At 50.6% G+C, this 21712-nt stretch carries 19 protein-coding genes; 2 read left to right on the top strand and 17 right to left on the bottom strand.

Features of this window, described 5'->3' with window-relative positions:
- Positions 1 to 6 precede the first annotated feature (6 nt).
- From ACZ5PT_RS12250 to ACZ5PT_RS12210, 9 genes are all read right to left on the bottom strand, one after another.
- Positions 7 to 201, bottom strand: a complete 195-nt coding sequence (locus ACZ5PT_RS12250; protein ID WP_464263321.1) for a 4Fe-4S binding protein — start codon at positions 199 to 201, stop codon at positions 7 to 9.
- Between the two features lie 253 nt (positions 202 to 454).
- On the bottom strand, positions 455 to 1411 hold the full coding sequence (mdh, locus tag ACZ5PT_RS12245) for a malate dehydrogenase (RefSeq protein ID WP_464263320.1): 957 nt from the start codon (positions 1409 to 1411) through the stop codon (positions 455 to 457).
- A 339-nt stretch (positions 1412 to 1750) separates the two neighbouring features.
- The gene (locus ACZ5PT_RS12240) at positions 1751 to 2440 is read right to left on the bottom strand and encodes a LysM peptidoglycan-binding domain-containing protein (RefSeq protein WP_464263319.1); all 690 of its coding nucleotides are present in this window, start codon (positions 2438 to 2440) and stop codon (positions 1751 to 1753) included.
- A 43-nt stretch (positions 2441 to 2483) separates the two neighbouring features.
- Complete coding sequence (gene aspS, locus ACZ5PT_RS12235) at positions 2484 to 4271, bottom strand: aspartate--tRNA ligase (RefSeq protein WP_464263318.1); 1788 nt, start codon at positions 4269 to 4271, stop codon at positions 2484 to 2486.
- 117 nt (positions 4272 to 4388) lie between these two features.
- Positions 4389 to 5636: a histidine--tRNA ligase gene (gene hisS / locus ACZ5PT_RS12230; protein WP_464266735.1), complete on the bottom strand. Its 1248-nt coding sequence runs from the start codon at positions 5634 to 5636 to the stop codon at positions 4389 to 4391.
- 242 nt (positions 5637 to 5878) lie between these two features.
- A complete protein-coding gene (locus ACZ5PT_RS12225) occupies positions 5879 to 7249 on the bottom strand; it encodes a GGDEF domain-containing response regulator (RefSeq protein ID WP_464263317.1) in 1371 nt (456 codons plus the stop codon).
- Between the two features lie 56 nt (positions 7250 to 7305).
- Positions 7306 to 9678 carry a DNA internalization-related competence protein ComEC/Rec2 gene (locus ACZ5PT_RS12220; protein ID WP_464263316.1) on the bottom strand — a complete coding sequence of 791 codons (2373 nt, stop codon included), beginning with the start codon at positions 9676 to 9678 and terminating at the stop codon, positions 7306 to 7308.
- A 41-nt stretch (positions 9679 to 9719) separates the two neighbouring features.
- Positions 9720 to 10841, bottom strand: coding sequence for a hypothetical protein (locus tag ACZ5PT_RS12215; RefSeq protein WP_464263315.1), 1122 nt, complete (start codon positions 10839 to 10841; stop codon positions 9720 to 9722).
- 25 nt (positions 10842 to 10866) lie between these two features.
- Entirely contained in the window at positions 10867 to 11862 is a 996-nt protein-coding gene (locus ACZ5PT_RS12210; RefSeq protein WP_464263314.1) for a class 1 fructose-bisphosphatase, read from the bottom strand.
- A 218-nt stretch (positions 11863 to 12080) separates the two neighbouring features.
- On the opposite strand from ACZ5PT_RS12210, the gene ACZ5PT_RS12205 reads away from it, so the two are divergent.
- The gene (locus ACZ5PT_RS12205; RefSeq protein WP_464263313.1) at positions 12081 to 12440 is read left to right on the top strand and encodes a hypothetical protein; all 360 of its coding nucleotides are present in this window, start codon (positions 12081 to 12083) and stop codon (positions 12438 to 12440) included.
- Between the two features lie 2 nt (positions 12441 to 12442).
- Here ACZ5PT_RS12205 and ACZ5PT_RS12200 read toward each other — a convergent pair whose 3' ends face one another.
- From ACZ5PT_RS12200 to ACZ5PT_RS12170, 7 genes are all read right to left on the bottom strand, one after another.
- Positions 12443 to 13690 carry a peptidase MA family metallohydrolase gene (locus ACZ5PT_RS12200; protein ID WP_464263312.1) on the bottom strand — a complete coding sequence of 416 codons (1248 nt, stop codon included), beginning with the start codon at positions 13688 to 13690 and terminating at the stop codon, positions 12443 to 12445.
- Positions 13683 to 14471 carry an EI24 domain-containing protein gene (locus tag ACZ5PT_RS12195; protein WP_464263311.1) on the bottom strand — a complete coding sequence of 263 codons (789 nt, stop codon included), beginning with the start codon at positions 14469 to 14471 and terminating at the stop codon, positions 13683 to 13685. Before ACZ5PT_RS12195 ends, ACZ5PT_RS12200 begins: the two co-directional genes overlap by 8 nt.
- Positions 14468 to 15343, bottom strand: a complete 876-nt coding sequence (locus ACZ5PT_RS12190; RefSeq protein ID WP_464263310.1) for an SDR family oxidoreductase — start codon at positions 15341 to 15343, stop codon at positions 14468 to 14470. Before ACZ5PT_RS12190 ends, ACZ5PT_RS12195 begins: the two co-directional genes overlap by 4 nt.
- Before the next feature lie 11 nt (positions 15344 to 15354).
- Positions 15355 to 17997: an aminopeptidase N gene (gene pepN, locus ACZ5PT_RS12185; RefSeq protein ID WP_464263309.1), complete on the bottom strand. Its 2643-nt coding sequence runs from the start codon at positions 17995 to 17997 to the stop codon at positions 15355 to 15357.
- A 182-nt stretch (positions 17998 to 18179) separates the two neighbouring features.
- A complete protein-coding gene (locus ACZ5PT_RS12180) occupies positions 18180 to 18380 on the bottom strand; it encodes a hypothetical protein (protein ID WP_464263308.1) in 201 nt (66 codons plus the stop codon).
- A gap of 465 nt (positions 18381 to 18845) precedes the next feature.
- The gene (locus ACZ5PT_RS12175) at positions 18846 to 19031 is read right to left on the bottom strand and encodes a 4Fe-4S binding protein (protein WP_464263307.1); all 186 of its coding nucleotides are present in this window, start codon (positions 19029 to 19031) and stop codon (positions 18846 to 18848) included.
- A 147-nt stretch (positions 19032 to 19178) separates the two neighbouring features.
- Positions 19179 to 19499, bottom strand: coding sequence for a putative signal transducing protein (locus ACZ5PT_RS12170; protein WP_464263306.1), 321 nt, complete (start codon positions 19497 to 19499; stop codon positions 19179 to 19181).
- 105 nt (positions 19500 to 19604) lie between these two features.
- On the opposite strand from ACZ5PT_RS12170, the gene ACZ5PT_RS12165 reads away from it, so the two are divergent.
- A complete protein-coding gene (locus tag ACZ5PT_RS12165) occupies positions 19605 to 20663 on the top strand; it encodes a dihydroorotate dehydrogenase-like protein (protein ID WP_464263305.1) in 1059 nt (352 codons plus the stop codon).
- Between the two features lie 90 nt (positions 20664 to 20753).
- Here the strand turns inward: ACZ5PT_RS12165 and ACZ5PT_RS12160 are convergent, their stop codons facing one another.
- Positions 20754 to 21602: an MYG1 family protein gene (locus ACZ5PT_RS12160; protein ID WP_464263304.1), complete on the bottom strand. Its 849-nt coding sequence runs from the start codon at positions 21600 to 21602 to the stop codon at positions 20754 to 20756.
- Positions 21603 to 21712: the final 110 nt, after the last annotated feature.

The following is a 21712-nucleotide window of genomic DNA, read 5'->3' as shown; positions in this document are numbered from 1 at the left end:
AGCGTCTTACAGCTTGTGAACTTTAATTGCGAAATCAGGGCAACGCAACTCACACTGATTACATCCGATACATGCATCAGCATTGGCGACCTTGACAACAAATGCATCCATCTCAAGAACTTTAGTAGGGCAGAACTCAACACAGATATTACAGCCCTTACAGTATCTTTCGATGATCTCGATTTCCGCTTTCGCGCTCATTAGTGTCTTTCTCCTTTACACGTTATTTGCTGCTGAATGGTACAACAACTTGCCCAAAGCGGCGAAATCCTAACACAAGAGGCTGGTACAAACCAGAACCAATTGTATACTGTATATTCGAGGGGTTTGTGAATCGTAATTCGCATCACAAAGGCCGACGAAAAAATAGTTTTATTCAGATTTCTAAAATGCTGTACTCAGTAAGAAGGGCAGCCTAACGGCTGCCCTTCTGGATCTATCCAGCAAGCGGCCTTTAGAGGCCCATGCTACCGACAAGTTCCTTGACCGCAGCCACGGAGTTGTCCATCAGAGCTTGCTCTGTTTCGTCCAGTTTGAACTCAATGATTTTCTCAATACCAGCAGAACCGAGAATACAAGGTACGCCGACGTAGAATCCGTCAATACCGAACTCACCGTTCAGCAGTGCACAAACCGGCATGACACGTTTTTGGTCCTTGAGGATCGCCTCTGCCATCGCGACAGCAGAAGAAGCAGGGCTATAGAAAGCACTTCCGTTGCCGAGCAACTTGACAACTTCGCCACCAGCAGCCTTGGTGCGCTCGACCATAGCGGTCATTACTTCTTGAGCCTTTGCAGCACTACCGTACTTCTGCTCAAGCATTTCCATAACCGGAATACCCTGAACGCTGGCATAACGGACCAGAGGAACCATGGTGTCGCCGTGACCACCGAGGGTCATTGCGGTGACGTCTTTAACGGACACGCCCAATTCCCAAGCGATAAAGGCAGCAAAACGGGCAGAATCGAGTACGCCAGCCTGACCCATGACACGCTCAGGTGCGAAGCCAGTGATTTTCTGGCACAGAGTAACCATGGCGTCGAGTGGGTTGGAGATGATGATAACAAAGGAATCAGGAGCATACTGCTTGATGCCTTCAGAAACCGAAGTCATGATCTTGGAGTTAACTTCGATCAGGTCATCGCGGCTCATACCAGGCTTACGTGGTAAACCAGCAGTAACGATAACAACATTTGAGCCTGCAATATCTTTGTAATCGTTGGTACCGGTTACACTGACATCAAAACCGTCAACTGGGGAAGCTTCTGCAATATCCAGAGTCTTTCCCTGAGGCATGTTTTCGACGATATCAAATAGAACGACATCGCCCAGTTCACGCAGTGCGCAAAGTTGAGCCAGCACGCCACCAATTTGTCCGCCACCGATCAAAGAAATTTTTGGTCTCGCCATTCTCTCTCTCCTTTAAAGATAATATAACTTACCGTTAACGACAAACACAGGAATAACCCCGTTTGACCTAGACTTAAGCACACTAGATAACGGTGTATACAGTATACAAACAATTTTTGACTGTCAAGAGCCTTTGCGTCTTGAAGTAAAATTATCTCTACCAAGAATAAAGGCCAGCTAATAGACTGTTTTTTAAGGTTTTTTCATACAGATGACACTTAGTGAAATTACGCCATATAACGGCGGGCATAAAAAAAGCGTTTACCCCCTTCAGTTGGCAACCAATATGGCTTTCTACTGAGGGCATAAACGCTTCATCTCGATCATTCAGCCTAACAACTAAAACAGATTCAGTTCTTCAGCTTCACGCTTAGCAGCGGCAATCTCTTCGCTGCTCTTATCTCTTGGAATCAAAAAACGTTGACCAGCAAAAATCTGCTTCGGATCCTTAATCTGATCCCGATTGGCCTTATAAATTAATGGCCAAAGCCTCTCATCACCATAAACTTCAGGCTTGGCAGCGATATTTGCTAGATTTTCGCCGGGAGTAACTTCGACATAACTGACAAGCTCAATAACCGCTTCAGGAGTCACCTTAGCCACAGATGGGCGTTCCGCCACCTTCTGCTTAGCGGCTGCGATTTGTCGTTTTTTTTCATCGCGCTGTTCGCGTAACAATTCAGCCTGTTCCAATATCCCGGCTTGACGCCTCTCTTCTGCCAAGCGTTTTTCCTCTCGTTCCTGTTCCTGCTTCCGCACATTCGCAAGCTGAAAAGCCTTTTCAGAATAAATACGGGCCAAGTCGAGGGACGTAAGCGCTTTGTCATATTCTTTCTTTAGTACCAACTCTTCAGCAGCTTGAAGCGCCTCACTTGCCAGCTGATAAGCTTTCGGAGCCAAAGAAGATGCCCCAGACGCATATACACGCGAAAGGATTGTGCGCGCGTCTGCCAATTCAGCAACCGGCGGCTTGGCACAAGAGGTCAATAACGCCCCGACAACTAAGCCCAACAACAGACGCTTAAACATCCACACTCTTTCCATCAATGAAGAAGAGACGACTCACAGCCGACTACTTTTGACGAGCACGCAAGCGAATACCCAATTCCTGTAACTGCTTCTCCCCAACTTCATTGGGAGCATCAGAAAGCAAGCAAGTCGCCTTCTGGGTCTTCGGAAAGGCAATAACGTCGCGGATCGAATCAGAACCGGTTAAAATCATCATCAAGCGATCCAGACCGAAGGCAATGCCACCATGCGGCGGCGCACCAAAACTCAACGCATCAAGCAGGAAGCCGAACTTCTCACGAGCTTCCGCTTCGTCAATCCCGAGCAGTTCAAACATCCGCGTCTGAACGGCCTGATCATGGATACGGATACTGCCGCCACCAACCTCAGAACCATTCAACACCAAGTCATAGGCCTGAGCTCGAACTTTGCCCGGCTCGCTATCGAGCAGTGCGACATCTTCCTCAAGCGGTGCGGTGAAGGGGTGATGAACGGCGACATGACGCTTTGCCTCTTCATCATATTCAAACAGTGGGAAATCGGTGATCCAGACAAATTTGTAATCATCCTTGCGTGCCAGTCCCAAGCGCTGCCCCAAGTGACCCCGCAAGCGCCCCAATGCCTCATTGGCAATCGAAGGTTTGTCGGCCATAAATAACAACAGGTCACCAACTTCAGCTCCCAGCTTTGCATTCAAGGCGGTCAATTCATCAGCAGTAAAGAACTTAGCGATCGGCGATTGCCAACCGTCCTCAGTCACTTTCACCCAGGCCAGACCCTTGGCACCGTAAATCTTAACGAAATCGGTCAAGCCATCGAGATCTTTACGTGAGAAAGTTGCACAGCCCTTGGCATTGAGCGCCTTAACCAGCCCACCATTGGCAGCAACATCAGCGAAAACCTTGAACTGCGAACCTGCAACCAGTTCGGTGATGGTGATCAACTCCATATCAAAACGCAGATCCGGATTATCGACTCCGAAACGATGCAGCGCTTCATCATAGGAAAGGTGAGCCATTGGCAGCGAAACCTCGACGCCGATCGCTTCCTTGAAAATGGTCGCGATCATGCCCTCCATAATCTCAATCACATCATCACGGTTGATATAGCTCAGCTCGCAATCGATCTGGGTAAATTCCGGCTGGCGATCGGCACGCAGGTCCTCATCGCGGAAACACTTGACGATCTGGAAATAGCGATCGAAACCGGAGACCATCAACAACTGCTTAAAGAGTTGCGGCGACTGGGGCAAAGCATAGAAGCTGCCGTTATTGACTCGGCTTGGGACCAGATAATCGCGGGCCCCCTCTGGGGTACTTTTGGTCAGGACCGGTGTTTCAATCTCGAGAAAACCCTGACCATCGAGATAATTACGCACCGTTTTAGCCACCAGGTGGCGCATAACCAGATTGCTCTGCAACGCGGGACGACGCAAATCGAGAAAACGGTACTTCAAACGGATATTCTCAGCAACGTCTGTATACTCATCGACCATAAACGGCGGCGTCTCAGAACGATTCAAAATCAGCAGCTCACTGATTTCAACTTCCACTTCGCCGGTTTTCATCTTCGCATTGACCGTCCCGTCCGGGCGCGGAGAAACCTTGCCACGGGCAGCCACAACAAACTCATTACGTACCTGCTCGGCTTTCTTCAGCGAGGCGAGGTCACGATCTGGGTCAAGGGCCAATTGAATGATGCCCTCACGGTCGCGCAGATCGATAAAGATCAGGCCACCATGATCTCGGCGACGCTGCACCCAGCCCATCAGACAAACCTCTTGACCTATATGTTCGGCAGTCAGATCGCCGCAACGATGGGTTCTTTTCCAATTTCCTAATTTATCGTTCAAAATCGTTCCTCCAAAATGAGTGCCGCCACAAGCCAAATTAATTTCATGATCGGCCAAACTTTGATTATAAGAATCAGTTTCTCTACTGGTCAAGCAGAAGCGACAGCAGAGTTAAAGTTAAATTTGTTCTTTTTCGGCGATAAGCTTCTCAGTCAGAACCTGAGCCAGACTCTCAAGAGCAACCGTGGTCTGGCTACTATCAGTCATGTTCTTTAGTTGCACCTGACCAGACTGCAGCTCATCGTCCCCAAGAATCAAGGTATAAACAGCATGAAGTTTATTGGCCCGACGCATTTGCGCCTTCAGGCTCCGCCCCTGATAATCCATCTCGGTGCGAATACCGGCATGCTGCAATTTAGACATCAATACAAATGCCTGGTCGGCTGCATCAGCTCCCATAGCGGCAATAAACAACTGCGGAACAGCGGGGGAAATTCGATCCTCGCCCTTCATCAGGACCAGGCGTTCAGCACCGATGGCAAAGCCGATCCCCGGCAGAGCGGGACCACCAAGACTTTCTACCAGACCGTCATAACGACCACCTGCCGCGACAGCATTTTGCGAACCAAGCTGATCAGTGACCATCTCAAAGGTTGTGCGCACATAATAATCGAGTCCACGCACCATCCGCGCGTTCACCTCAAAAGGAATATGCAACGCATTCAGATGCTTTTTAACCGCAGCAAAATGCTCGTTACAGCCAGCGCAAAGATGATCGAGCATCGACGGGGCATCACCGGTCGCCTCTTTGCATCCGGTGGCTTTACAATCCAGAACTCGCAGGGGATTGGTTTGATAGCGCCGCTGACAATCAGCACACAATTTTTCGAGCCGCTGATCCAGATAATCGATCAACTGCTGTCGATAGGCAGGGCGACAATCGGGACAACCGAGGGAGTTTACCTGCAGCGACACCGCGTCGATACCGACCTGGCAGAAATAGTGATGCAGCATCGCCAGAACCTGAGCGTCAATCTTCGGATCTTCAACACCGAGCACTTCAGCGCCGATCTGATGAAACTGCCGATAGCGACCTTTTTGCGGCCGCTCGTAGCGGAACATCGGCCCCATATAATAGAGTTTGCTTACCGGATCAAGGTTGTGCAGACGGTTCTGAATAAAGGAACGCATCACCGGTGCCGTCCCCTCAGGGCGCAGAGTCAGAGAGTTGTCACTTTTATCGTCAAAAGTGTACATCTCTTTCTCAACGATATCGGTGGTTTCACCGATAGAACGACAAAACAGTTCTGTCTTTTCCACCGCCGGAGTACGGATCTCGGAAAATCCGTAAGTGCCGAACACTTGCCGTGCAGTTGCTTCCAAAAACTGCCAGGTTTCGATTTCGCCCGGCAGAATATCATTCATTCCCTTAATTGCTGTAATACTCAAAACTCAATCCTTTTTCCCGATTCACACGGTAAATATGGCGCATCGGTATAAATTTGTACGCAAGCAGGAGAAGATACCCTATTTTTGCGCAGACGGAAAGGGCCGGTTGAAATAATCAGTGCATTTTTTTACGGGAAGAGAATAGGCAGTCTTAAAACCTCGAAATGGAGAGAACCAAAAGCCAGCGGGCTCGCTGAATCAGAGTGCCGACAAAAAACCTACTCCGGTGGGATACTCTCGATACCACGAACCACATTGCGGGTCACCTTACCGGCATACATAGCTCGATCTGCGAGATCGAGCAGGGCATCCCTCTCAACGGCATCGGAAGGAAATGTTGCATACCCGGCGGTAATGGTTAAATGTGACGGGATTCCCCTATCAACCAAAAAGACATGTTCATCAACGGTCTTGCGAATCCGCTCAGCAACTATCCGCGCCGTCCGACCATCCGTCTCCACCAGCATGGCTGAAAATTCATCACCACCGAAACGAAACAGAGTATCAACGTCCCGGACACACTGGCGTAGCAACGCTCCCACTTCTTGCAACGCTGCGCTGCCCGCCAAGTGACCATGCTGGTCGTTAACCTCCTTGAAACGATCAAGATCTAAAAATAACAGGGAAAACTGTAAACCATAGCGCTGTGAGCGGCGGATTTCCTGCTCCATGGCAACCTGCATGTACCGATGATTATACAGACCAGTCAGATCATCGGTATACATTAACTCCTGAGCATCCTGAAAGCGGCAAGCATTTTCATAGCCAAGGATTATCTGCTCACAGAGATAATGCAAATCGGGTTGCGCAACCTTTTGTGGAATAACGATGGGCGCATTTACAACAACCAAACCACCCTTCAACTCATCATTGTCCCCTAAAGGCAACCACCAAAGTTGGTCAGCCTCAAACGGCAAAGCTGGGGACGGCTGAAAAGATAGTTTTTTCAGAAAAGCAGCATCAGCAGAGACGTTGATCTGCGGCAGAATCTGGTCGAGCAAAAGTGCCGCGATATCATCGCGCATATTCCTCAACACTGACACCCGCAACTCCAAGCCACCCTTAATGGTAAAACCGAAGCCGCTGGCCGCTCCTGTTTCACGCAGCAAGGCATCAAGAGCCTGCGGAACCAAGCGGTCCAAATCGATCAACGAAGAGAGCGACTGGCCGGTCTGAAACAGTTGGATTTGAGATTTGAGGTGTTCGTTTTCAGCCAGCAGACGGCGCTGATCAAGACAGGAACGAACCAGATGTTTCAGTTCATCCGGATTGAAAGGTTTGACCAGATAATCGCGGGCGCCGCTTTTAAGCGCCTGGATGGCAGACTCGACACTGGCATAACCGGTCACTAAAACAACTTCGGGGGGATTAGGGAGCAAACGGGCGGCTCGCAGAACTTCCAAGCCACATTTTCCAGGCATAACCATATCAGTCAAAACAAGATCAACCGGAGCTTGCTGCATTCGGATTATCGCATCATCACCATTCTCGCAGACATCGACCCGATACCCTTCGTCGGCCAGCAGTTCACGATAGAGGCTCCGAAAAAACAATTCGTCATCTACAACAAGAATAGTTGATTGGCTCAAAACCATAAGCTCCCTATAATAATAGTGACTTATTTATCAGCCTTCTCTAGCGGCTGTCAATGGAAAAGCCCGTTTTGCCAACGAGCAACCCGCCATTGATCGGCAAGATAACGGACTCTTACTGTTCCCATTATATCAGTTCGGTACAGGGGAATAAACTTTCTATCCAAATATGTCACTAACTGCCGGGCCGGGAAACCATAACGGTTCTGAAAACCGGCGGAAGCGAGGCACAACTCGGGTTGCAAACGTCCAATCAACCGTTCAGCCTCCGAGTGCCTACTGCCGTGATGCGGCAATTTCAGTACAGAAACCGGTCCTGGCAAGCCTGCAGCCAGCAACCCATCAACACCTTTCTTCTCTAAATCCCCGGTCAGCAGCAATCCTCCACCCTGAGCAGGCAGATAAAGCACCAGTGAATCATCATTTTTATCCCCTTGCTCCACTCCCCGAAACAGCTTTATTGAGTCGTGCTTGCGAGGATCAACATCGCTCCAACCGGTTGGCAACCTGCGCACGGGTATCGATTTTTCTGATAACACCTGCTGCAACGTCGGATGTAAATCGGCAAATTCAATCCCGGACCAGAATTCATCGACCGGGAACTGTCGGAGAATAAAGATAAGCCCTTTCCGATGATCGGGATGATCATGAGTCAGTAGTACCGCGGACAAACGCTGCACTCCCAATTCCCCCAGCGCCGGGGCCAGCAGCCGTTCTCCGACATCAAAGCGGTCGCTATAAAGCCCCCCTCCATCGATTAACACCGCCCGATGCGCAGCATCGGTTAACAACAGAGATTCCCCCTGACCAACGCTGAACATATATAAGGATAAACCACCTGCTCCAAATACCGGCATAAAGAAGCAGAACAACGCCATGAGCAAGCAGACAACAGAAAAATATTGCCTGTGTTTTTTGCTGGCCGGTTGAACCGCCAAAACAACCGGCAACAGCAACAAACCAACGGCAAGATACTGCCAGCGAGACAAAAACAGGTAATGACCAGAAAAACCCGAAAAAGACAACAACCGTTCAACTAAATATACAGTCATTTCAAGAAGAAAACCGCTGCAAGAGAGAAACAGATCCCCAATCAGCGGCAGATCCAAAAAAACCAGACTGAAAAGCCCCGCCGGCAAAGCCAGGAAAGCGACGATTGGCACCGCAAGCAAATTTGCCAGCACACCCGCCGGTGCGAACAGGTGAAAGCTGGCAAGAACAAAAGGCAGAGTTGCCAAAGTCGCCGCCAGGGGGACGATTAATAATTGCAGCGGCCCACGAATCAGCAGCGGAAAGGTTGCTACCCTGCCCTGCCACAGCGGTCGCCAGAGCAAAATCCCCGCTGCCCCGGCAAAAGAAAGTTGCCAGGCAGGCTGCCAGAGTAACAACGGATTGCATAACAGAAACAGCAGCGCCAACGACATCAAAAGGCGTAACGGATTCACGTTATAACGCCAGAGACATAAACCGACGCCCAGCACAGCAAGACAAAAAGCCCGGCGAGTGGAAACAGCGTCGCCGGTCAACAATAAATAGCCGAGCAGCACCGGCAGCAAAAGCAAGGGCAAAACCCGCTGTGGCGGTTGCCAATTGAGCAAGGTCGCAGAACGACGATAAAAGACCAACAACAATCGATAGCCTAGCATCGCCAGCAAGCCTAAATGCAGACCAGAGATAGCAAAGAGATGGCTGATCCCTGCTTGGGCCAGCGTATCACGCAGCGCATCCGGCAACATACGCGCTTCGCCAAGCACCAACGCCCTGACCAACACGCCCCGCCGATCTTCGAGCGCAGCATCAATGGCATCTGCAGCTCGGTGTTTCCAAGCGGCGATAAAACGCGACGGATACGTATCCCTGCTACTGACGACAGAAATATCATCGGTACTCTGCAACCAACCAGTCATGGCAATATCCTGACTAGCCAGATAGCGGGGCCAGTGAAATTCACCCGGAGTACCGAACAAGCGCGGTCTTCGCAAACGGGTCTTAAAACGCAAACGATCACCCGGCAACAGCTTGGACACCTCTGACCCAAGGTAGAGGCGCAGCAGAAAAGGCGTCGACACGTCAATTGCTTCGCCTCCATCTGCCAATGCCACAATCTGCAGATCCAGCTGACTTCGTTCGCCGACAAGCGGCCGAACACTTATCAGATCTGCCGTCACAGTCACCTTGCGGGCGCGTTGATCTATTTGATCGACAGCACTATCAACTCGAAATTGTAAAGGATATCGCAGATTAGCCAGCAAAAAAAACGCCAGCAGACAGGCAATGAGAAAGGGAGCAGGACGCTGCCGGCAGCAAAGTGCCAGCAATAAGCTGCCGCAGAACGACACCCAACCTGAGGTTTGAGCTAATGAATAGAATGGCGCCAGCAGCGAACCGGCGACGGTCGCAGCCAACAAAACAGGAATCAGCGGCATGTCCCCCCCGGCACAGGCTGAATCGGTTAAAGAAAACTCAACTAATGAGTCAAGCTGGACAACAACTGCAACAAGTCATTGGCCACCTCTCTCTCGACACCTCTTTGGCGAGGTGACAACCCGAGTAAACGCGTCACTATCGGTTGCCTGATATCAAGAACATGCAATTCCAAACTGTCAATCCCAGCCCAAGGCGGCAATCCAAATTCAAACTGCACCTCTCCCTGTGGCAAGCAGTAACGACCGAGGGAATGACTGGTCAAAGCCTCACCGAAATCGACCTGCGTCTCCAAAATCCCTGGCAGCACGACCTTCACCGGCGCAGCACTGCTACCACGTAAAGTCAGTTGGTAACATCCGGCCTGCTGTACATTAAGGGGCAATTGCAGCTTGCTCGGAAGATGTCCGGCACGGACCCAGCGATTGCCGCTCGGTGCGCCCAAATGACCCTCACGCGTCAAACTGACTCCATTCTGTAGCGCAGCAGATTCTGCCTCAACCTTGCGGACCTGACCTGCCTCGGGCAAGGTCACCAACAAACCAAGGGACTGTAGCATCGTTAACGCCAAGTCTTCCGTTGCCAACGGAAGATCGGGTTGCCAACCGTTTATTGGCGCAATCGCAGGCAAAGGCGAGGCACTCAAGCGTAAATAATCGATCCCTGCATTAGCAGGTAAAGAAACAACTATTTCGGTCTGTCCGGCAACAAGGTTGACCTCTCCCAACTCTTGGTAGGTCAAATTCTCGCTGGCCGAAGCGGTGAATTCCTGCCCGGCCAATGTTAAGCTGACTCCCGACAAACGCGTCGCGGCAGAAACCCGGTAGCGCCCATTACGTTGCACCAGAACATCCAGGTGAAGTTGAACCGGTTCGCGGCCAGCACTCACCCATCCAGAACCACTGAACTGACCGTAGTTAGTCAATGACTTGACGGCGACCAGATCAGAACGACGAGTATTACCCTCAACTTCAACATGAAGATTACGCTCTCCAGAGAGCAGCGCAATATAATCCTTGGCAACAGGATCATCCGGCAGGCCATAGCCCCAACCAAGGCTGTCAATCAACTGCTCCATCCAGTCGCGCTGAGAAACTTCTCCGGCGACTGCTGATGCAGAAGAGCCAAACCAGACCAGCAGAAGCAGCAATACCCAACGGAACATCGATCACCCTGTTTTCAGATAGAGGTTAACTGGTCGTAGTTTTTCTACGCGGTTTCTTTTCGGTAACGGCCGGCTGCTCAACGTCCATCTTAGCGATAAATTCTTCAGCCAAAGCAACGTCCTCTTTACAGCCAATAAAGACTGGAGCCCGCTCATGAATCTGTTCCGGCTGCAGATCAAGAATCCGCTGATGACCGTTTGATGCGGCACCACCTGCTTGCTCAACCAGGTAGGCCATCGGGCTAAGCTCAAACAGAAGCCGTAATTTCCCCTGCGGAAGATTTTTCAAATGCGGGTAAAAGAAAACCCCCTCCCCCTTGAGCAGTATTTGATTGATGTCAGGGACAAAACCGCCACTGTAGCGCAGTTTGACGCCCCGCTTTTCCAGATGGGTAGTAAAAGCTTCGGTTCCCGGTGTGTACTGGTTACGCTGACCGCCCGGAGAATAGAGGTTTCCTCTGGGTTGAATCGAAATATTTTCCTGCTGAAGATTATATTCCATCAGGGTATTCATGCCGAACTCGTGAACACCCTTGCCGACACTGTAAACCAGGGTCGTCCGCGGGCCGTACAGAACATAAAGCGCTGCTACCTGATTACGACCCGGTTGCAACAGATCGCAGCCTTCAAAAATGGAGACAATCGTTCCGACCGCCAAATTGACGTCAACCAGTGATGAACCGTCAAGTGGATCAAAAGCGACCGAATACTTACCTTCCCAATCGGGCGAAATCGGGATAATCTCATCCATCTCTTCTGACATGATGTTGGCAACCACACGTGAATGATCCAGCCGCTTACGCAAAATCCGATCGGCAAGAACATCGAGTGCCAGTTGCTGCTCGCCGTAAAGATTAGAGGTACCGGCCACCCCCAAATCACCCGTACGGATCGAGTGGATAATGTATTTTGAGGCTTCCGCAATTTCGCAAATCAGATGGATCAGGTTATCATCGATATCCTGTTCACGAAGATGGCGGCGCAGATCGATCTGAAATTTAGTTTTCCCAGGTTCATTCATGGTGCTGAAAACTCCCGATAACGGTAGGACAATGGTTGCAAAAGCAGGACGCTCAACAACAGCGTCAAAATAATTGAATAGTTTAGCTCAGAACAGCCGTAACGGCAACCGCCAACTTTCGCCAATCAGTCGTGATAAATTGGCGGAAAAACTATTCTTCATTCAACAAGCTGCTATAGTTTTTTATAACGTATGATCAGACTGACACAGGAGCTCACATGTCCCAAGACAGGAAAAGAACCGAACAATTACTAAAAACTACCCGCAACGTTTTCAATACAGCATCGTTTCACGCCAACCAGTACAAACAGGTAGTGCAGAAGAAAATCGATCTGGGAGCCATTCACAAAAAAATCGAGAAGCTCCAAGCTGAACTCGGCAAAACGGTGGATAATCAGTACCAAGCGGGACAAAAAGACTTGCTAGCCAGCAAGGACATTGCCCGCTTACTGGAAAAGCTTGTCGGACTGAAGCAGGCAGCGGTGCTGCTTGAAGAGGAAATTGAACTGATTCGCTCCGAACCGATGGAGGCGACTGAAAAGGTTGCTCCTACAAAGGAACCCTCACCGAAAAACTAAAATCAACCCGACTCCCGCCAACTTTCTTCCAAGCTCCGGTAGGTCAAACCATAGCCCCCCAGAGTCATTTCGATCGCTTGCTCGATAGAGCTGCTGTTTTCAAAGGCAAAAACCAAATCCCGGACATGATGCCAACCGTACTCATCAATCAGGTAACGAACCACCGAGTAGCTCTGCTGATAAGCCAATGACACCTGCAGTCCCTGTAACCCCCTGAAAGGTCCTTCCAGAGACGCAAGACGAAACAACTTCAACTGATCACGCGCCAAAGCCAAGACGTCAAGTTCAGGCTGAACGATATGTGCCTCCCCGACCTCCGCCAGCCCCTCATTCAACCAATAAGGCAAATTCGTTCCCGCAATATCACGAAGTGCCACATGCGTATATTCATGATAGAGCAGCGACTTCACCGCAGCATTAACCGACGAAATGCCACCAACCGGCAGTCGGATTTTGCCATCGTAAAGCCCACCAGCCCACTCTGGAGAATTGGTCAGAGCACTGAACTGCTTGCGTGAATAAAGAATAACCGTGACCCGCTCGTCCGGATAATGATCCAGTTGCGAACCGAGCCAGTTATAGGCCTCATCCAAGACGTCAAGGACTTCGCGGCCAAGGTCATCATTCTGGTCACCATCAAAAGTGATAACAAAATGTCCGCCATATTCCTTATCCATATCCTTTTCGACGGCTAGTTCGCGACGCACCTTTTCCAACATTCGGGCAATATTGGGATTGTCAGAGTCATGTAACTGGGCACTTTCAAAGGCATCAAACGCTTCGTACATACGGTCGGTATCGTAGTAAAGCTCGCCCAAAAGAGACAGAATCGTCGCGTCCGGATCCCCCATCGCCCGCGCCTCCTGAAGATCGGTTTCTGCCGCATAATATTGCTTTAAACGCAACAAGGCAAAACCACGCATACTCCAGAAACCGCGTTGCATGTCGTCAAACTCTTGAGCTTCGAGCATCAACTCAGCCAGTTCAGCATAACGACTCTGGCGCACATACGCCTGACCAGCAGCCTGATAACTGATCACCAGATTCTGCCGAATGACCTGATCATAGGGTGCAACTGCATGGGATTTTTTCAGCAACTCGACAGCTTCGAGAAAGCGTCCCTTCTCCAAAAACTTGACCGCCAGATTATTATCATCAACGGAAGTACGAGCCGACACGATAGTCGGAGAAAGGAACAACTGAGCGCTGAAAAAAACACTCACAAAAACCCACAAAGCAGGTCTAAACATCGACCTTATCCTCGCGCGGAAAATCACACCAGAGCAGTGTCGCACCAACCACCGCAAGCGGGATGCAGAAAAACTGCACAAAAGGGATCGCCAGCAAACAGAAAACCCCACAGGCAAAACCGGTCATCAGCACCGGCTTTTGACTGATATAGCGCCGTTGCTCGGTAAAGGTCAGCTGCTTTCTCATCAACACAAAGGCCATATATTCGACCACCAGAAAAAACAACGTAAAAATTGGCGCCAGTACCGCATAGATCAAGGAGCCGATCCCCGGCACGAAGTTGATCGCAAGTAGGATCAACATGCAGAAGATAAAGACCGACAGCTTCTTGATCTCAACGATAAGCGCATGCTTTCCTTCTTTCCAAAAACGACCGACGCTGAACCGCTCATCCGGTTTACGGCCGACCTTTAAGGCTTCGGCATGCTCAGAGAGCAGTTCGTTAAAAGGTGACGCGATCAGATTGCCGATAACGGTAAAAGAGAAGAACACCACCACAGCGGTCAGCAACATAGCCACTGTCCAGGCCAGATAGTAAAGGATGGCCCCGTACCAGACTTCGGTACTGGGAGCATAGGTTTCCAGTAAGCCCTCAAACAGATCGAGACCGAAATAGACCGAGAGGGTAAAGATCAACAGATTGATCGTAAATGGGATAGCGAGGTACTTGAGCATGCCTGGCTTTTTACTGAGAAATTTTACCGCCCGTAACGGATAGCTGAAACCACGGGTAAAGCTTGCCACCGGTTTGACGGCCGCAGAGGCTACACCACCAATCATTGTTCCTCCCGACAAACCTTAAGCCCGTCTTCCAGGGTCGGATAAAGAAGTGTTATCCCCAGTTTCTCCCGCATTTTCTGATTCGACATCCGCCGCGATTCTTTCTGATATGAGAGCATCAGCGGATTCATCTCTTTTTCCGCTTCAGCCATACTGATCTGCTTTGGCCGCGGTAATTCGTAGAGGTCGGCCACAGCCAAAAAGTAATCGGTCATGCTACTCTGCTGACCATCACAGATATTATAGATATCGCCATGTTCGCCCTCTTCCATCGCCACCAGGCAGATTTGCACCAGATCCAGTGCATGAATCCGATTGGTGTAAGAAGCATCCTCCGGAATTAACACCGGGTGCCCCTGCATGATCCGCGAAACCGGAAGCCGCCCCGGCCCGTAAATCCCCGTAACCCGCAGGATGACCAACTCAAAACCGAGCTTTTCGGACTGTTCCTGCAACTGGCTTTCGGCACTGGCACGACGCATGGCACGGGTGGTCTGCGGATTGATCGGAGTTTCCTCAGTGACAACCGCACCGCCACAATCGCCATAAACACCACTGGTGCTGATGTAAATAATCTTTGCCGGAACATTCTCCGCGGACAGTTTGCGACAGAAATTAAGGACCCGATAGTCGCTTTTCCCTCCGCCTTGAGGCGGCATCAGAAAATAAACCTGCTGCCCATTCACCGGAATATCCGGGGTATCTTCCTGATAATCAAAATGACCAACCAGAGTCGTAAAGCCCAGGGTTTGCAGCTTAGTCGCGCTCTCCTCGGTCTTGGCCGTAACCTGCACCCGGTGGCCACGTTCGAGCAGAATTTTCCCGACCCGGCAACCGATGTCGCCACAGCCGATAATAGTTATATCTTGCAACGTCAATCTCCCTACTGAAGGCTTTTGGTGACAATCTCGTATAAATCCTTGGACAGTTTGGCGGTCTGCATCCGCTCAAGCTCTGCCTTCATCAACGCCCGCCGCTGCGGTTCCAGCTTCTGCCAACGGGTAAAGGGTCCGGCCATCCGAGCAGCGACCTGCGGGTTGCGCTGATCAAGCAGCAAAATCTGCTCAGCCAGCAAACAGTAGCCCGCACCATCGGCGCGATGGAAAGATGCCAGATTCTGACTGAAGGCACCCAGCAACGAACGCACTCGATTCGGATTTTTCAACGAAAAAGCCGGGTGCTGCAGTAATTCTTCAACGTCGTCGAAGGCCTCAGGCCGATGCGACAACGCCTGCAGGGTGAACCACTTATCGATCACCAGCGGATGATCTTGCCATTGGCTGAAAAAATCGGTCACAACCTGTCCGCGCTCAGGGGCGGGATTGTCGAGCAGCGCCGAAAAGGCCGCTAATCGGTCGGTCATATTATTTGCCTGCCGATACTGCTGCAAACACAGATCGGTGATTCTCTGCTCATGCAGTTCCATCAGCAGGGAAAGGCAGAAATTACGCAGACTGCGCTGACCGACGGAGGTCGGATCAAGGAGGTATTCATCATGCGCCGAACCTTCATGGTAGCGTTCCAGCAAGCGTCCTTGACAATCACTACCTAACTGCCAACGTGCCCGATCACGCACGGCGCGGATGGCCTGCGGGTTGACTTCTGTCAACTGTTCAGACAGGTACTGCTCGCTCGGCAGAGTCAACAGCTGGGTCAACAGACTGGGATCAACGCTGCGGTCATCGAGAGCATGACGCCAAGCAGTGACAAACTTTGGCGACAGGGCAAATTGGATCCCCTGTTCCAGATCTCCGAGCATCCGCAGCATTTCTTTGACCGCCAAGGTTTGTCCGGCTTCCCAGCGATTGAACGCATCACTGTCATGCGCCATGCGGAAAGCCAGTTCGTCATCACTAAAATCACATTTGATCCGCACCGGCGCAGAGAACCCGCGCAACGGCGAAATCAACGGCTCTGCCGGCAGGCCGACAAAAGTGAATTCCTGTCGCGACTGGGTCAAATCCAGAATGCGCGTGGTGGCGCCAGCTGACTCTTCACCGACCAGTTGCAGGGGGATGTCGTTGCCATCAGCATCGAGCAGGCCAACCGCCAACGGGATATGGAACGGCTGTTTTTGCTCCTGCCCTGGAGTCGCCGCACAATTCTGCAGCAGTTCCAAGGTCAACGATTGCTGCTGCGCATCGTATCTTTTGCGGATTAACACCAGCGGCGTGCCCGCCTGGGAATACCAGAGCTTGAACTGACGCAGATCGATCTGCCCGGCATCCTCCATCGCCTTGACAAAGTCGTCGCAGGTCACCGCCTGCCCATCGTGGCGTTGCAGATACAGCTGCACTCCGGCGATGAAGTTCTCTTCGCCAAGCAGGGTGCGCAGCATGCGGATCACTTCGGCGCCCTTGTTATAAACAGTGGTCGTATAAAAATTGTTGATCTCGACATAAGCAGCTGGCCGCACCGGGTGCGCCATCGGACCGGCATCCTCAGGAAACTGGTGTTGACGCAGGATACGGACATCATCGATCCGCTTGACCGCTGCCGAGTTCATATCGGCAGAAAACTGCTGATCGCGAAAAACCGTCAACCCTTCTTTGAGGCTGAGTTGAAACCAGTCACGACAAGTGACCCGGTTACCGGTCCAGTTATGAAAATATTCGTGGCCGATGACCGCTTCCACTCCGAGGTAGTCGATATCGGTAGCAGTATCCGGATGAGCCAGAACATACTTGGAATTGAAGACGTTCAAGCCTTTGTTTTCCATCGCTCCCATGTTGAAATCGTCGACAGCGACAATCATGTAACGGTCGAGGTCGTATTCCAGACCAAAGACATCTTCATCCCACTGCATCGATTTCTTCAACGACAGCATGGCGTGGTCGCAATAATCGCTATTACGCTCTTCGACATAAATCTGCAGCAACACATCGCGCCCGGAGGACGTGGTGTAATGATCCTCTAGACAAACCAGGGTACCGGCCACCAGGGCGAACAGGTAGCTCGGTTTAGGGAAAGGATCTTCCCACTCGGCGAAGTGTCTGTCGCCTCCCAGTTGCCCCTGATTGACCAAATTGCCATTACTCAGTAGTACCGGGTATTTTTGCTCGGCTTCGATACGCACCCGAAAACGGGTCATGACATCGGGCCGGTCCGGATAGTAGGTAATTTTGCGAAAGCCATGCGCCTCACACTGGGTGCAGAAGTTCCCGTTGGAGAGGTAAAGGCCGTCGAGGGAGGTATTTCCGGCCGGATCAATCTGGGTCTCGACTTCCAGGGTAAACTGCTCCGGGACATCGGCAATTGTCAGGCTCTCGCTATCAAGCAGGTAGTCCCTCTCGGTCAGGAGTCGGCCATCGATCTTGACGCCGAGCAATTGCATACTCTCACCATCCAACCTTAACGGCTCCGATTGAGAGTTCCGATCGGGGTTACGGTACAGCTTGGCACTGGAACGAACGCGGGTCGCCGAATCCTGCAAGTCAAAACTCAAGAAAAGCTGTTCAACCAGATAAGCGGGAGTTTTGTAATCTTTTAGCTGGATGGCTTCAGTGGATTTTTTTTCGCTTTTCATAGCAACTTTGTCGGTTAGAGTTCAGTTTGTTTTAACGGGGGATTTAGATAATTCACAACCTGTTGATAATAACACTTTTTAGTGGGCGCCGGAAGGAGAAGGAGAAACAAAAACAAAAAAGAAAAGGCGACCATACTTGGCCGCCTCTTTCTCTATAAAGCAGAATAAAAGATATCCCCCGCTCAATAAATGGCAAACATCTGTTCTTCATTCCACATTTCAATCGCCTCTTCAACCGTATTTCCCGAGGCCATTTTCTCACACTCATTCTCCGAGCAGTAGATTCCCCAATGACTGGCAGGTGCATATCCGCTTGGACCGAAGATCTTGGCCTGGCCACCGCAACGACAGGGAACAGCTTGATTGTGCTGATGTGCTTCCATTGTTAAAACTCCTTTCCTAACCATTATTTCGGCTAAACACCGGTAAAAAAGCGCGAATACCTTTTATGTTATATTTTTATATATGTATCACAGTCGCCGGTCAAGTCAACCCCTTTAACCACAGATATCCCTGACAAAACAATGGTTTACCATGAGCACAAACCAAATAGCGAACACCAACCAAAAGACAACCATCAAATGAGTTCAGGCGTGCCCCCTTCTCAATCTTAAGTATTCGAAATGTTTTGTTTTCTTCGCGGATGGAAACTATCAGGGAAACAATGCGAGCCGATAAATAGGCAGGGGAATTTTGATTCTTTTTACCAGCTGATTTTTTAGATCGATGTTCTTTTTCAGCATATGGCCCTAAAAAGTGGAAAACCGAACTGTTTCCATGCAAAACAGTTCGGTCGCAAACGTCGCTCAGTCAGCCGCTGAACTCATCGGCCTAGAAAACGCAGCCACCTATAATTCGCCTTCTTCAAAACTGATGGCGCTATAAGGACACGCAGGGATACAGATCCCATCAAAATCACACTTTGATTCATCAAGAACGGCAGTCCCGTCAACGATGCTGATGGCTTTTTCTGGACAGGCCTTAATACATTCCCCGCTGCCGCAGCATTTATTTTTATCGATGACAATTTTCATAAGATTCTATTCTTCTCCTTACCTATGTTTGAGGATGAAGTGCACATCCTAGTTAAATGCGACCGTGGCGGTCAAGTCTTTCTGTCCAGCGCAATAAACGCGGGAAGATAAGAGCGGAACGAAAGAGGGGCCAGCAACAATGATCGTTTAATCGCGCTGCCAGAAACAGTTCCAACAAACGGCAAAATGTGCGGCTGAGTGCTCGCCGCAGGCAGGACAGCTCCAAGGCTCACCAGCGGAGTCGGTATCCCGTGCCAGCCAGCCATCAAGCAACAGCCGGGCACGAGGATAGATTTCATCGTCGAGGATCCACAGCTCGGGAAAACATTCAGTAAAGGGAATTTCCCCGATCGCGGCGGAGAGCCGATCGTTCTTCAGCAAGCATTGAATCCCCTCTTGCTGCAGCATGTCCTTAAACATGCTGGCCTGGGGACTTGCCCATAAATCAAAGGTGTGAAGTTTTCTCATGTTTCCAATCATAGCAGTTTCTAAATCAACAGTGTCTTTGGACTGATCGCTTTCTCTGTTAGAATAGATGCTATAAGTTTAGCTAGTTAGAAAAAGGAGGACTCAATGACAGACCTATCAACCAGCTACATGGGGATCCCACTACGCAACCCACTGGTGGTTGCGAGCAGCGGGCTCACCAGAACCCTCGACGGTGTTCGCAGTTGCGCGGCCGCCGGGGCCGGAGCGATCGTCTTAAAATCATTGTTCGAAGAACAGATTGCTGCCGAGACTGCAACCCTGACCCAACACGCAGACGATTATTCCGGTCATGGCGAGGCCTATCAGTATATCCAGGGCTACGGCATGGACCTGGGGCCAAAAGATTATTTACAGCTGATCAGTGACGCCAAAGAGGCGGTTGATGTGCCGATCATTGCCAGCCTCAACTGCATTTCGACCGAACGCTGGGCTGATTACGCCTGCCAACTTGAAAAAGCCGGCGCCGATGCGATCGAGTTGAATGTCGGCCTGATGCCGACCCTGGCCAGTCAAGAGGGACCGACAATCGTCGATTTGCACCTCCGCATTCTCCATGCGGTTAAAACCAGGGTTAAGATACCGGTGGCGATAAAGGTCGGTCCCCACTTCACCTCTTTTGCCAACTTTGCCGATCGTTTAACCCGAGACCGTGTCGAAGCCCCCGCCTACAGCGTCGGCTGGTTCGGTCAAAACAAAGAAGTCGGCAAGACAACCTGGCACGGAGCCGACGGACTGGTGCTGTTTAACCGGTTTTATAAATTCGATATCGATATCGACCAACGGGAACTGGTGCATGGCAACCCCTTCAGCACCCCGCAGGAGATTCACTACAGCCTGCGCTGGCTGTCGCTATTGGCCGGGAAAATTCCCTGCGACCTGGCCGGCAGTACCGGAATCCACACTGGCCGCGATGCCGTTAAAGCCATCCTGGCGGGTGCGAAAGTGACTCAGCTCTGCTCAACCCTTTATCTCAATGGTGTTGAACAAATCGGCAAGATCCTCGAAGAGATGCAAGGCTGGATGGAAGAACACAACTACGAAAAACTCTGCGATTTCCGTGGTCAACTCAGCCAGATTCAAAGCAAAACCCCAGCCGATTACGAGCGATTGCAGTACATCAAACTGTTTGTCGGTATCGACTGAAACAGCAAGGCCTCCATCCGGCAAGGATGGAGGCCTCATCAACCGTCAAAAAGAAAAATCCTCTGCAGACAGGCAGAAACAACTTTTGCTTCAAATGGCAAAAACACTCGAGACAGAGACAGCCTGAGTCGCCAACGCCAGTGCATCAGCCAACGGCAAAAGCGTCTGCGTTTTCGCCACAAAACCGTTAGCATGTACAAAGCGTATCTGCGGATTATCGGCTACAGCGCGAAAATCAACATTTAAATTATCCCCGAGCCGCAACATCTCCCAGCCGGCACCACGCACCGAGGGGGTAATACTCATGGCAATGCTATCGTCATTAAGAAAACTTAAATATCTTTCCATCGAGAGCTTTGGATCATCGCCGATAGTGCTGACAATGGCCTTCAAGTGCCCTACCGGAACAACCTGCGCTTCAGCCTTCAATCGCTCAAGCCGTTCCATTTTACGACCGATCATGGCGATCAGATCCTGCCCCAATTCTCGCAACAGAACATAGAACATATCCCCTTTTCGCAATGCTTTAAGCTCGGAGAAACGGGACAGAACATAACCGTCAATCGGTGATGAGGCTGCAAACAGGACACTGGTATCGACACCAAGGTGCTCAGCAGTCTTATACGGCCCACGCACGTCCATCATACTCATATGGGCATACCAACCAAACATCGACTTGGCACTTTCATGATGACCGAGATACTTCATGACCAGATGAAAGGCGCAAGGCAGGGAACGATCCTGATGGTGGTCAAAATTGTGCCTGTCCTTCTCATATTCCATACCGACATCAACAACGTAAGTTAACGGGTCGGCGAGATCTTTTTCGGTCGCCTCACGGCGATAAACCGTATCAACATCGAGGACAGAAAGCAGCACGCACACTGACAGAAAGTCATCTTTATGCGCGCTACCGGGATGCACGACTACTTTATACATTCGACATTCCTTAGCTTCTTCCCCACCTATTGGCACTTCAATGAAATGAATCGCTCATAACCTCATATGAGGACAAAAGAACGTTAGCACAAACGACAATCACACGCCAC

It is taken from the genome of Desulfuromusa ferrireducens, assembly GCF_055389805.1.
Note: the sequence above shows the minus strand (reverse complement) of the source record. Positions and strands in the feature narration are given on the sequence as shown.